Annotated in this window: 11 protein-coding genes; 1 reads left to right on the top strand and 10 read right to left on the bottom strand. The window is 32.0% G+C overall.

Annotated features, from left to right (window positions below):
* Window positions 1–44 precede the first annotated feature (44 nt).
* The 6 genes from B0A81_RS15235 to B0A81_RS15210 all read right to left on the bottom strand — a co-directional run bounded on the left by B0A81_RS15235 (window position 45) and on the right by B0A81_RS15210 (window position 6,942).
* Window positions 45–1,436 carry a UDP-glucose 6-dehydrogenase gene (locus B0A81_RS15235; RefSeq protein WP_089058815.1) on the bottom strand — a complete coding sequence of 464 codons (1,392 nt, stop codon included), beginning with the start codon at window positions 1,434–1,436 and terminating at the stop codon, window positions 45–47.
* 22 nt (window positions 1,437–1,458) lie between these two features.
* Entirely contained in the window at window positions 1,459–2,442 is a 984-nt protein-coding gene (locus tag B0A81_RS15230) for an SDR family oxidoreductase (RefSeq protein ID WP_089058814.1), read from the bottom strand.
* A gap of 9 nt (window positions 2,443–2,451) precedes the next feature.
* Window positions 2,452–4,902 carry a polysaccharide biosynthesis tyrosine autokinase gene (locus B0A81_RS15225; protein WP_089058813.1) on the bottom strand — a complete coding sequence of 817 codons (2,451 nt, stop codon included), beginning with the start codon at window positions 4,900–4,902 and terminating at the stop codon, window positions 2,452–2,454.
* 16 nt (window positions 4,903–4,918) lie between these two features.
* Window positions 4,919–5,707, bottom strand: a complete 789-nt coding sequence (locus B0A81_RS15220) for a polysaccharide biosynthesis/export family protein (protein ID WP_089058840.1) — start codon at window positions 5,705–5,707, stop codon at window positions 4,919–4,921.
* A 70-nt stretch (window positions 5,708–5,777) separates the two neighbouring features.
* Entirely contained in the window at window positions 5,778–6,398 is a 621-nt protein-coding gene (gene recR, locus B0A81_RS15215) for a recombination mediator RecR (protein WP_089058812.1), read from the bottom strand.
* 178 nt (window positions 6,399–6,576) lie between these two features.
* Entirely contained in the window at window positions 6,577–6,942 is a 366-nt protein-coding gene (locus B0A81_RS15210; RefSeq protein WP_089058811.1) for a CoA-binding protein, read from the bottom strand.
* Window positions 6,943–7,095: 153 nt separating this feature from the next.
* Here B0A81_RS15210 and B0A81_RS15205 point away from each other — a divergent pair, with 153 nt between their 5' ends.
* Entirely contained in the window at window positions 7,096–7,725 is a 630-nt protein-coding gene (locus B0A81_RS15205; RefSeq protein WP_089058810.1) for a MarC family NAAT transporter, read from the top strand.
* A 79-nt stretch (window positions 7,726–7,804) separates the two neighbouring features.
* Here the strand turns inward: B0A81_RS15205 and ctlX are convergent, their stop codons facing one another.
* From ctlX to eno, 4 genes are all read right to left on the bottom strand, one after another.
* Complete coding sequence (gene ctlX, locus B0A81_RS15200) at window positions 7,805–8,740, bottom strand: citrulline utilization hydrolase CtlX (RefSeq protein ID WP_089058809.1); 936 nt, start codon at window positions 8,738–8,740, stop codon at window positions 7,805–7,807.
* A gap of 75 nt (window positions 8,741–8,815) precedes the next feature.
* A complete protein-coding gene (locus B0A81_RS15195; RefSeq protein ID WP_089058808.1) occupies window positions 8,816–9,730 on the bottom strand; it encodes a dimethylarginine dimethylaminohydrolase family protein in 915 nt (304 codons plus the stop codon).
* A gap of 63 nt (window positions 9,731–9,793) precedes the next feature.
* Window positions 9,794–11,071 (bottom strand): citrate synthase, encoded by a 1,278-nt coding sequence (locus B0A81_RS15190; protein ID WP_089055319.1) that lies wholly within the window; start codon window positions 11,069–11,071, stop codon window positions 9,794–9,796.
* A 156-nt stretch (window positions 11,072–11,227) separates the two neighbouring features.
* Window positions 11,228–12,520: a phosphopyruvate hydratase gene (gene eno / locus B0A81_RS15185; protein WP_089058807.1), complete on the bottom strand. Its 1,293-nt coding sequence runs from the start codon at window positions 12,518–12,520 to the stop codon at window positions 11,228–11,230.
* Window positions 12,521–12,606 lie beyond the last annotated feature (86 nt).

Raw genomic sequence — 12,606 nt, 5'->3', positions numbered from 1 at the left:
TTATATTCATTTTCTTCTATTCTTACTTCAATTCCAATATCCAATTATGAACCAATTCCTTTATATATAAAACCGATTGCTTCTAATTCTTTTGCGTTTAATATATTTCTACCATCAAAAACAAAAGCGGGCTTATGCATAGAATCATAAATCCTCTTCCAATCATAAGCAGTAAACTCATCCCATTCGGTTAAAACCGCAATTGCATGTGCGCCATTGCAAGCTTCATAAGCATCGTCAAACACATTTAAAGCGGTACTGTTTACTTCTGCAGTTCTTGTTTCTAAATAATTCAAGTCACTCAACATTTTACTTTCTGAAACTTTAGGATCAAAAACTGAAATTTTAGCTTGTTCATTAATTAAGTCATCCGCAACATAGATTGCAGCTGATTCACGAGTATCATTGGTATCTTTCTTAAATGCCCAACCTAAAAATGCTATCTTCTTATCTGCAACCGTATTATATAGTGTTTGAACAATTTTATTTGAAAATCTTCTTTTCTGATGATCATTCATAATAATAACCTGCTCCCAATAATCAGCTACTTCATTTAAACCGTATGATTTTGCAATATAAACCAAGTTCAAAATATCTTTCTGAAAACAAGATCCTCCAAAACCTACTGATGCTTTAAGGAATTTTGGTCCAATTCGGCTGTCCATTCCAATTGCTCTCGCAACTTCATTAACATCTGCACCTGTTTTCTCACATAATTCAGACATTGCATTTATTGATGAAATACGTTGCGCCAAAAATGCATTTGCTGTTAATTTAGATAATTCTGACGACCATACATTTGTCGTTAAAATTCTATCTTTACTTACCCAATTTGCATAAACATCAACAAGAGCATTAATAGCTGCTTGACCCTCTGTAGTCGTATCTCCTCCAATTAAAATTCTATCTGGATTTAACAAATCTGTCACAGCTGTTCCTTCAGCTAAAAATTCAGGATTTGACAATATTTGAAACTGAACTCCATTTCCTGTATTATCTAAAATACTCTTTATTGCTTCAGCAGTTCGAACAGGCAAAGTAGACTTTTCTACAACTATTTTATTCTGTTTAGCAACTTTTGCAATTTGTCTGGCGCATAATTCAATATATTTTAAATCTGCCGCCATTCCTTTACCTTTACCATAGGTTTTGGTTGGCGTATTTACTGATATAAAAATAACCTGAGCTTCATCAATTGCTTTTTCAACTTCTGTTGAAAAGAAAAGATTTCTTCCTCTAGCCTCCGCAACAATTGCCGAAAGTCCAGGCTCATAAATTGGAATATTATCTGTATTTGGATCATTCCAATCTTTAATTCTTTGTTCGTTCAAATCAACAACTGTAACTTGAATATGTGGACATTTTTGAGCAATTACAGCCATTGTAGGCCCTCCTACATATCCGGCACCAATGCAGCAAATTTTCGTAACTTCCATTTACTATTCTATTTTCTAAATTTTATTTTAAATTATTCCAATACCAGCTTACCGCTTCCTTTAATCCCTGTTGCAAAGAGAATTTCGGATTATATCCTAATATGTTTTTTGCTTTTTCAATACTAGCTAATGAATGCGGAATATCTCCGGCTCTATTAACTCCATACACAATTTCAACATCAGCAATCTTGGCATCAAACTCAGACAAATATTCTTTTAAATATTTAACCAAATCATTCAATGTATTACGATCTCCAAAAGCAGTATTATAAACTGTATTTATAGCCTTTTCATCCTGAGTCGCCATAGCCAATTCGTTCATCTGAATCACATTGTCTATATATGTAAAATCACGTGAATAATTTCCATCACCATTAATTACCGGACTATCATAATTCATTAACTGTGTCACAAATTTAGGTATAACAGCAGCATATGCGCCATTTGGATCTTGTTTTCTTCCAAAAACATTAAAATAACGCAATCCTATAGTTTCTAAACCATATGATTTACTAAAAATCTCTGCATATAGCTCGTTTACGTATTTAGTAATTGCATATGGAGATAGCGGCTTCCCAATGACATCTTCAACTTTCGGAAGACCTTCAGAATCTCCATATGTAGAAGAACTCGCCGCATAAATAAAGCGTTTTACTTTTACATCACGTGATGCAACCAACATATTTAAAAAACCTGAAACATTTACATCATTTGTTGTAATTGGATCATTGATTGACCTTGGAACAGAACCTAGTGCTGCTTGATGCAATACATAATCAACCCCGCTGACTGCCAGATTACAATCTTCAATATTTCTAATATCTCCTTCGATTAATCTGAAGTTTGGATTCTCTAAAAAATCTTTTAAATTATGACGATGGCCTGTTGAAAAATTATCCAAACAAATGACTTTATGTCCCAATCCTAAAAAATACTCAGACAAATTTGAACCAATAAAACCAGCTCCACCAGTTATTAAAATTGTATTTTGACTTGAAGTTTTCATATGCTGTAATTATTTTTTCTTGATCTTATTAGAGATTGCACTCAAAATTCCATTCTTTTTATCTTCATCATGATATCCATTCGCATAAGCTCCATAACCGTAGCCATATCCATATGTCGAGCCATATTTTGTCTTATTCTCATAACTATTCAAAATAATACTGGCATTACTTATCTCACCTCTTTCAATTCTATTATTCAGCAACGTAATCATATCTTTTTTAGTATAATTCTGCCTCACTATATACAAGGTAACATCTGCATACTGAACAAGTTCTAATGCATCTGATACTAAACCAACAGGTGGAGTATCAAGAATAATGTAATCGTACTTTTTCTTTAATTCATTGATTAATTCTGTCATTGAATCACTTAAAATTAACTCAGAAGGATTTGGAGGAATAGGCCCTGAAAGAATTACATCTAAATTTGCAATTTGCGTTTTATTTGTAATTTCATCTAAAGTATTTTGTTTTATCAAATAGCTTACTACACCTAATTCACAATTCCCTAGATTGAATTCATCAGATAATTTAGGTTTTCTCAAATCCAAACCAACAATAACTGTTTTCTTTTCGCTTAATGCAAATACGGTAGCAATATTTATCGAGCAGAATGTTTTTCCTTCACCACTTATAGACGAAGTAACCATGAGAGTTTTTGAACCACTCACCTGCTGTCTTTTATACAAAAACTGTAATGATGAACGAATTCCCCTAAAAGCTTCTGAAAGAGCTGATTTGGGCTTATCAAAAACAGCGAGATTTACAGCATCTTTATTAATTCCTATAACACCAATTATTGGAATCTTAGTCAGTTTAGTAATATCTTCAATATTTTGAATAGAATTATTCATAAAGAAAATCCCCAAAACAAATAACAAAGGAATCAAAATACCTAAGAACAATGCCAATATATAATTTGCAGAAGTTTTTGGACCAATTAATCCGCCTCCAATATCTTTTGCAGGATCAATAAAATGAATATCTGATAAATTTGATGCTTTTACAATTTCTGCTTCATTCCTTTTCTGAAGAAATTCAGTATAAATATTATCATTTAAATCGTATTTCCTTTTAATTTTTAATAGCTCTTGCTGCTCTTCTGGAAGTCGTTTCACGGTACTTTCAGCTTGGCCTAATTTAGCATTTACTAAAGATAAATCATTTAACAACAAAGCTTTTGCGGATGAAATATTTTCAAGCAAAACACTTTTAACAGCCTGCATTTGGTTATCAAAATCTTTAAAAATCTTATCACTTTTTACCGCATACGCCATTTCTGAACGCTGTGTCGAAAGCATAATAAGCTTTGATATATTGGCAACAATGTTAGGATCTTCGATTCCTGCCACAGATGGAGCCGGAAGCCTCGAATAATCAACACTATTATTTAAATACGATTTTAGAGAATTATAATACGATATTTTTCTAGTGACTTGATCTTTTTCAACATCAAAATCCATCATTTTATCAGAAACTTTTGTCCCGCCATCTTCAATATTTAAGATGTTTTTATCTTTCCTGAAAGTTTTTAATTCATTGCCGGTTTCTTTCAATTGAAGCTCCATTGTAACAAGAGTACTATCAATAAAAGCTATTGTATTGTTCGCAAATTGATTCTTACCATCGAGCTGCATTTTGATTAGCATTTTCACGGTCGAATTTAAATACTCAACCATTCTGGCTTTATTTGTGCCCTGCATCCCTAAGGTCAGTATAGAACCACCATCTTTATCACTATCAATACTTACTTCCTTATAATTAGAAACCGTATTATCAAAATCATTAAACTTTACAAAATACTCTTTCCCTTTATAAAAACCTGGATTGTCATTAATTTGTAATTTCCAATTTAAAAAAGGCAAAGCTACCTGCTCTCCAACTTTATATTTTTTTACAAACGTAACTGGTTGCACAGAAGTAGTTCCGTAAGAATTATTAGAGTACGTAATAAACGAAACTGAGTTATTTTCAAAAGGAATCTCAATTTGATATTCAGTCTCACTTAAAAATTTAATTCCTATTAAAGCATTTGCAAGCTGTCCTTTTGTTTTATCAATACTTACATAAAAAGGAACCGCTCCGTAAGAATCTATTAAATTGTATTTTCCCTGTTCTAAATAATCGATGTAAAACTGAAGCTTATCGACAACCAGCTCATTATGTGATCTTGATTGCAGGACAGTAGAAATTCCATTTATCTGATCTGAAATGCCTCCCCAATTAAACACCAAACTTGTATTTGAAGTAAAAAAAGGATTTCTCTCTTCTTTAACAGATATCATTGTCTGTAATCCGTATATTTTTTCTTTTCGAATATTAACCTGATATGCAATTGTGAAGGTAATTATCAAACTAGCTAGAAACCATTTCCAGTAACTAGCAATTTTTAATAAAAAATCTTTAAAGTCAAAACTTGTATGATTCTCAAAAATGGAAAAATCTTTAATATCTAACATCTACCGAATTATGTTTTTAATTTTTTATAATTAAATATACCGTAGTTGCCAATGACAACAAAGTAATAATGGTTCCAATAGACTGTATTCCTGTTTGACCTGTTCCCCAAGTTTTCTGTTTTAACGGCTTAACATATATATAATCATTTGGCTGCAAATAGTAATATGGTGACTTCATTACGTTTTTATCTGTCAAATCTATATCATTCATCTGAACACCCGTTGGAGTCTGACGAATAACAGTTACTGACTTTCTATTTCCAACAGTTGTAATATCTCCTGAATTAGCAATAGCTTCCATAATGTTTACATGATCCTGAAACAATGTTTTTGTTCCCGTACTAGCCACTTCACCGTTTATAGTATATCTAAAACCAGCTAGTTTTACTGTTACAAAAATATTTGCTCCACTTTTAAAATATTCTTCAAGCAATTGCTTTTCAATTTTAATACGAACTTCTTCTAAAGTATAACCTATTACGTTAATTTCTCCCAATAAAGGCATTCGGATATTCCCATGATCGTCGACCGTAAATCCATCAAAATACAATGATGATTCAGATTTCACAGCATCGATAGGATTCTCGGTTGTATTAAAGATTGATACCAATTTAGGATCTATTGCTTTTATATTGATTTTTAAAATATCATTTGCTTGCAGCCTATAAGGTTTTGATTGTACAACCGCAACATTACTTTGTTCAATTGATGTATTTTTATCTTGCAGATAAGTAAGATCTTTCACTGGAATACAGGATGTAAATAATACACAAATTACTAGAATACAAAAGATGTTTTTTGTCATTATTAAATTTTTATCGCAAATATAGTTTTTACCTTTAATTTTGAAAAATCTACGCTGTAATAGACTCAGTTTAATTGTTTTTGAAAGTTTTTTCAAACGGAACTCGATGTATAATACTTCTGCCAAGTGTAATTTCATCTGCATATTCTAATTCATCTCCAACCGATATTCCTCTTGCAATAGTAGACAAAACAATTTCCGAATCGGCAATTTGTTTATAGATATAAAAATTCGTGGTGTCTCCTTCCATCGTGGAACTTAATGCAAAAATAATCTCAATTACTTTTCCAGATTTTACCTTTTCGACTAAACTAGAAATGTTTAACTGACTAGGCCCAACTCCTTCAATTGGAGAAATTTTACCTCCTAATACATGATAAATCCCTTTATATTGCCCCGTGTTTTCAATTGCCATTACATCCCGAATATCTTCGACCACACAAATAGTTTGGTGATTTCTCAATTGATTTGCACAAATTTCACAAACCTTTGTATCTGAAATATTATGACAACTTTCGCAAAACTTAATATCCTCACGCATATTTAGCAAAGCTTGTGACAAAAAACCTGTTTGTTCCTTAGGCTGTTTTAATAAATGAAGTACCAATCGCAATGCCGTACGTTTACCAATCCCTGGCAACTGAGACATTTCATTGACTGCTTTTTCTATTAATTTTGATGAAAATTCCATGATGACAAAAGTAATGTTTTAGTAATCTTTGAAAAAACTAAGTTCGAAATTTATCCAATGCCTTATTGGTTCTCTAATAACTCCTAAATCTTAGATAATAAAAAATTATAGAGCAGTATGAGTTAACTCAAAACACAAAAAAGACACTATAAACAACTAGATTAAGCTCTAAAAGAAACTAGTATTGATTTGTAGCCAATAAAACTAACGTACAAGCAATTTCAGCTTTTATATTATTTAATTCTAATAATTGATACAACTCAGGATTTTCCGTTCCAGGATTAAAAACTACTCTTTTCGGTTGAGCTTCGATAATATAATTATAATAATCGCGCTGGCGAGCAGGATTTAAATAAAGTGTAACTGTATCTATATTCTTAACAGGTATAGCTTTAGTGTGAATTTTCACACCTGCAACTTCACCTGTATTTTGACCAATTGCTAAAACGGTATGTCCTTTTTGAACAAGCATATTTATTGCTTTAAAAGCGTAACGATCTGGTTTTGTAGTTGCACCCAGAACTAATGTTTTTTTGTTTTTCATTGATTTTTAAATATGGCACAAAAGTAGTTAAAAAGAACGAGCTTAGCTTTATGATATTGATTTAGAATTACTAATATTAAATACAATATCATAATATTAATATGCTTCAAAATACCAAATTTTGATTATTTTTACTCCACTAACCCAAACTATATGGATTTATTCATTTATTTATTTGCTGCTCTTTTTTCTGTATTAAACCCAATTGGCACTGTTCCTATATTTGTTGGACTAACACAGCATGACAGTCAAGAGGAGCGTTCTCGAATTTCGCTATGGACAGCTATAAATGTTTTTATTATTTTAATTGTTTCCTTTTTTATTGGCCAATATGTCTTAAGCTTTTTTGGAATCAGCATTGATGCACTTCGAATTGCAGGCGGCATTGTAATTGTAAACTCTGGATTTTCATTACTTTCTGGAAAAATCAATAAAAAACGAGGAATCAACAAAAAAGTTGAAACTGATGCCCAACAAAGAAACGATGTTGCACTTACTCCATTAGCAATTCCAATGCTTGCAGGCCCTGGTTCTATTTCGTTATTGATTGCATTTTATCAAGAACATCATGAGGTGACAGAAATTATTATTTCATGTCTAGCGATTTTAGCAATTGCCGTTGCCATTTTTGCAATTTTAAAAAGCGCACATTATTTAGCCCGAATACTTGGTGCATCTGGAATTGTAGCGATCTCAAGAATTGTAGGTTTTATAGTTATATCGATTGGAATTCAATACATTGTCAGCTCTATAATAAACATCGTAAAAGGAAATTTGATGTAAATCATGATGCTGAGAAGCCATAAAAAAAAGGGATAAAAACAATTTTTGTTTTTATCCCTTTTTTAAAACTTTAAAACGATTATTTTCTTGGCAGAAAAACTTCAGCCATCATACATCGTGCACTTCCGCCGCCGCAAGCTTCAATAGTATCTAAACTAGAACTTAAAATCTCGGCATGTTTTTCTAATTGCTCAATTTGTTTTGGAGTTAAGCTCTGATGTGCTGAAGCACTCATTACAATATATTTTTTATCGTTTGTTCCTCTAACTTCCAGCATATTTCCAGCAAAATTATTCACTTGAGCTTCTGTAATTAATATGACTTCCTTTTTATCAGCTTTCAAATTCTCAAGAACCATTTTGCGTTCTTTTTTATCATCAATCGAATCTGCACAAATCACAGCAAAGGTTTCTCCCAAACACATCATCACATTAGTGTGATAAATCAATTTTCGTTCACCATCAACAGTTTGAAAAGCTTCAAAAATTACGGGTGCATAATCAAAATCTTCACAGAATTCTATAAACAATTCTTCATCAGCACGAGGAGATAAAGCGCAATATGCTTTAGCATTAGCACGATCTAAAAGTAAACTTCCAGTTCCTTCTAAAAAATAGCCATCATCTTCTGCAGAAGTATAATCCATTATATTAGAAATCTCAAATCCCTTTTCTTCAAGGATATCCAAAATATCTTCACGACGTTCCTGACGACGATTTTCAGCAAACATTGGATAAAGTGCTACATCACCATTTTCATGAAACGAAACCCAGTTATTCGGAAAAATACTATCTGGAGTATCTGTTTCTAAAGTATCCTCTATAACAGTAACATCAACGCCTACCGCTCTAAGTTTTTCTACAAAAGTGTCAAACTCTTGCTGTGCTTTTGCATTTACAGTACTTGGCAAAAGTCCGTCTAGTACTTTTTGGTAATAATTATTTACGGCAGTTTGCTCATTCATTCTAAAAGCAACTGGCCTAATCATTACGATTGCATTTGTTGTTTGTTTCATTTTGTATGTTTTTTTTTGTTTCAGGTTTAAAGTTTCAAATTACAGCAACGTGAAACTTGAAACTTGAAACAATATTTAATCTCTAATTAATGGCAAAGTTGAACATCTTAACAATCCTTCTTGTTTTGCAATTTCAGCATAAGGTATTTCTTCTACAATAAATTCATTTGCTCGAAGCCAATTGTTTAATCGAGTAAAGTTTTTCTCGGAAACCACAACATTTTCATCAATTGAAAACACATTCGAAAACATATTATACATTTCGTTCCTTTCGATATGAAATAAATTCTCCTTCCCAAAAAGATTTACCAAATAAGTATAATCGGCCTCTTCACGAAAGCCTCTCTTGTAGATAATTCCTTTATCTTTTCCAACAGGTTGAAAACAGCAATCTAAATGTAATGCATTGTCACGTGCTTCTAATTTTGATTTCACTAAATCAAATTCCTTAACAATTTTATTTGGAAACAATTCTTTAATAAACTTTACACCTTGCATATTAGTTCTTGCAGTAATGTAATCTTTGTAATCACTTCCTTTATAAGTTCCAATAAAAATATGATCATTCCATAACATAACATCACCGCCTTCTATATGAACTTCTTCAGGCGGACGAACTACTTTTAAAGGATCCATTTGATCAATTATGTATTGAATAGCATCTAACTCACGCTCTCTATCAGGTAAAATATTTGACTTAACAAAAGTATCATCAATAACAAAACCAATATCTCTCGCAAAAATCTGATTGTAATTTTCAATCATTTCTGGGCGATAAACTTTTACATCATACTTTTGAAAAACAGCATTAAAAGCATCCATCTCAGCAACCATATCTTTTTCAATTGGATATGTCCCTGCTTTAATATGTTCCAATGATTTAGGATCATAGGCTTCATCTAAAGTTGGAGTTGGCCCATTATGAACCGCAGAACCCAAAACTACGGCACGCAGTCTTGAAGTTTCGTTCTTTATATTTAATTGCAACATAATTCTATTATATTTTAAACAAAGATAAAAAAAGCTTTACAGTTAAGTAAAGCTTTAGTTTTTTTATTTATTAGACTTGAAGTCTCTTAAAGGGTGTCCAGTATAAATTTGTCTAGGCCTTCCAATTGGTTCTTTGTTTTCACGCATTTCTTTCCATTGTGCGATCCATCCTGGTAATCTTCCAATTGCAAACATTACCGTAAACATATCTGTCGGGATTCCTAATGCTCTGTAAATAATTCCAGAATAGAAATCTACATTTGGATATAAGTTTCTTGATTTGAAGTATTCATCTTCAAGAGCTGCTGCTTCCAGTTTTTTAGCAATTTCAAGAATTGGATCTTCAACACCTAAAGTTTCTAAAACTTCTTTAGCAGCTTTTTTAATGATTCTTGCTCTTGGATCAAAGTTTTTATAAACTCTATGACCGAATCCCATTAAACGGAAAGGATCATTTTTATCTTTTGCTTTAGCTAAGAATTTATCAGTATCACCACCATCTTTATTAATTTCTTCTAACATTTCAAGCACTGCTTGGTTTGCACCACCATGAAGCGGCCCCCATAATGCTGAAACTCCTGCAGATATTGAAGCAAATAATCCTGCATGAGACGAACCAACCATTCTTACAGTTGAAGTAGAACAGTTTTGCTCATGATCTGCGTGAAGAATAAACAATTTATCTAATGCATCAACTACAACAGGATTTGCTGAATAAGGTCCTGTAGGCAATTTAAACATTAATTGCATAAAGTTTTCTACATAACCTTGTGTATTATCGTAATAATTCAATGGATACCCCATTGATTTTCTGTAAGTCCAAGTAGCAATTACAAGGAATTTACCCATTGTTTTGCAAATTGCCTCGTACATTTCTTTCTCATTCTCAACGTTTACTGCCTTTGGATTAAATGCTGTTAAAGCACTTGTCAATGCAGACAATACTCCCATTGGATGCGCTGTTTTTGGAAAACCATCAATGATATTTTTCATTTCTTCGTTTACCAAAGTATGTTTTTTGATACCATTTTCAAACTGCTCCAACTGTTGAGCAGTTGGTAATTCGCCAAAAATTAAAAGATAAGAAACTTCTAAAAAATTAGCTTTCTCTGCTAAGTCTTCGATTGAATACCCTCTGTAGCGTAAAATTCCTAATTCTCCATCTAAGAAAGTGATTTCACTTGTACAAGATCCAGAATTTTTATAACCTGGGTCAATTGTAATAACACCAGTTAAATCACGTAATTTGTTAATATCGATAGCAGATTCATTTTCGCTTCCAGTAATTACAGGAAGTTCAATTTTCTTACCATCTACTTCTAATGTAGCTATTTTTGACATAATATAATCGGAAATAATTCTTTAAAATAATAATTTATCAAATCTAAGGAATTTAACACTAATTAAAAAAAGAATACTGCTATGAATTTGTTAAAACTCCAAAAAAAAACCATCCGCCGTGGCGGATGGTTTGAAATCAATATATAACTCTTACAATTATTTAATCTTGAAAGCGTTTAAACCTGGAAAATAAGCAGTACTTCCTAATTCTTCCTCAATTCTTAATAATTGGTTGTATTTTGCCATACGATCTGAACGAGAAGCTGAACCAGTCTTAATTTGACCACAGTTTAATGCAACAGCTAAATCAGCAATTGTATTATCTTCAGTTTCTCCTGAACGGTGAGACATTACTGAAGTATATCCAGCATTTTTAGCCATATTTACAGCAGCAATAGTTTCTGTCAAAGTACCAATTTGGTTTACTTTAACTAATATTGAATTTGCAATTCCTTTTTCAATACCTGTAGACAAACGAGCAACGTTTGTAACAAATAAATCATCACCTACTAATTGTACTTTATCTCCAATTTTTTCAGTTAAGTATTTCCATCCATTCCAGTCATCTTCATACATACCATCTTCAATAGAAATAATTGGATATTTAGCAGCAAGTTCAGCTAAATAATCAGCTTGTTCTTCAGATGTTCTGATTTTTCCAGTTTCTCCTTCAAATTTAGTGTAATCGTATTTTCCGTTTACATAAAATTCAGAAGCAGCACAGTCAAGAGCAATCATAATTTCGTCTCCAAAAGTATAACCTGCTTTTTCAACTGCTAATTTGATAGTATCTAAAGCATCTTCAGTACCACCAGCTAAGTTTGGAGCAAAACCTCCTTCATCACCAACAGCAGTACTTAAACCTCTATCATGTAACACTTTTTTCAAACTGTGGAAAATTTCAGTTCCCATTTGCATAGCATGTGTAAAAGAAGTTGCTTTTACAGGGAAAATCATAAACTCTTGAAATGCGATAGGAGCATCAGAGTGAGAACCACCGTTGATGATATTCATCATCGGAACAGGTAATGTATTAGCAGAAACCCCACCTACATATCTGTATAATGGCAAACCAAGTTCATTAGCAGCAGCTTTTGCAGCAGCAAGAGAAACTCCTAAAATTGCATTAGCTCCTAGTTTTGATTTATTTGGAGTTCCGTCTAAATCAATCATTAATTGGTCAATTGTATTTTGTTCGAAAACAGAAGTTCCAACTAATTCTTCAGCAATAACAGTATTTACATTGTTCACTGCATTCAAAACTCCCTTACCAAGATAAGCTTTACCTCCATCACGTAATTCAACAGCTTCATGCTCTCCAGTTGATGCTCCAGATGGAACAGCAGCTCTACCTAAAACTCCATTTTCAGTTACTACATCAACTTCAATAGTAGGATTTCCTCTAGAATCAAGAATTTGTCTTGCGTGAACTTTAATTATAATACTCATTATTTTTACTTTTTTATTAATAAATTATATTTTTTTTTCGAAATTATAAAAATATTTAATACTTAAAACGGATTTAAAGTAATAAA

Origin of the sequence: Flavobacterium plurextorum, assembly GCF_002217395.1 — a bacterium.
Taxonomy (GTDB): Bacteria; Bacteroidota; Bacteroidia; order Flavobacteriales; family Flavobacteriaceae; genus Flavobacterium; species Flavobacterium plurextorum.
The sequence above is the reverse complement of the archived record's forward strand: the minus strand, read 5'-3'. Positions and strand labels throughout refer to the sequence as shown.

What these genes read in the sequence shown, in the direction of transcription:
- B0A81_RS15235 (WP_089058815.1), bottom strand. Translation starts at nt 1,436, where the DNA reads ATGGAAGTTACGAAAATTTGCTGCATTGGTGCCGGATATGTAGGAGGG.
- B0A81_RS15230 (WP_089058814.1), bottom strand. Translation starts at nt 2,442, where the DNA reads ATGAAAACTTCAAGTCAAAATACAATTTTAATAACTGGTGGAGCTGGT.
- B0A81_RS15225 (WP_089058813.1), bottom strand. Translation starts at nt 4,902, where the DNA reads ATGTTAGATATTAAAGATTTTTCCATTTTTGAGAATCATACAAGTTTT.
- B0A81_RS15220 (WP_089058840.1), bottom strand. Translation starts at nt 5,707, where the DNA reads ATGACAAAAAACATCTTTTGTATTCTAGTAATTTGTGTATTATTTACA.
- recR (WP_089058812.1), bottom strand. Translation starts at nt 6,398, where the DNA reads ATGGAATTTTCATCAAAATTAATAGAAAAAGCAGTCAATGAAATGTCT.
- B0A81_RS15210 (WP_089058811.1), bottom strand. Translation starts at nt 6,942, where the DNA reads ATGAAAAACAAAAAAACATTAGTTCTGGGTGCAACTACAAAACCAGAT.
- B0A81_RS15205 (WP_089058810.1), top strand. Translation starts at nt 7,096, where the DNA reads ATGGATTTATTCATTTATTTATTTGCTGCTCTTTTTTCTGTATTAAAC.
- ctlX (WP_089058809.1), bottom strand. Translation starts at nt 8,740, where the DNA reads ATGAAACAAACAACAAATGCAATCGTAATGATTAGGCCAGTTGCTTTT.
- B0A81_RS15195 (WP_089058808.1), bottom strand. Translation starts at nt 9,730, where the DNA reads ATGTTGCAATTAAATATAAAGAACGAAACTTCAAGACTGCGTGCCGTA.
- B0A81_RS15190 (WP_089055319.1), bottom strand. Translation starts at nt 11,071, where the DNA reads ATGTCAAAAATAGCTACATTAGAAGTAGATGGTAAGAAAATTGAACTT.
- eno (WP_089058807.1), bottom strand. Translation starts at nt 12,520, where the DNA reads ATGAGTATTATAATTAAAGTTCACGCAAGACAAATTCTTGATTCTAGA.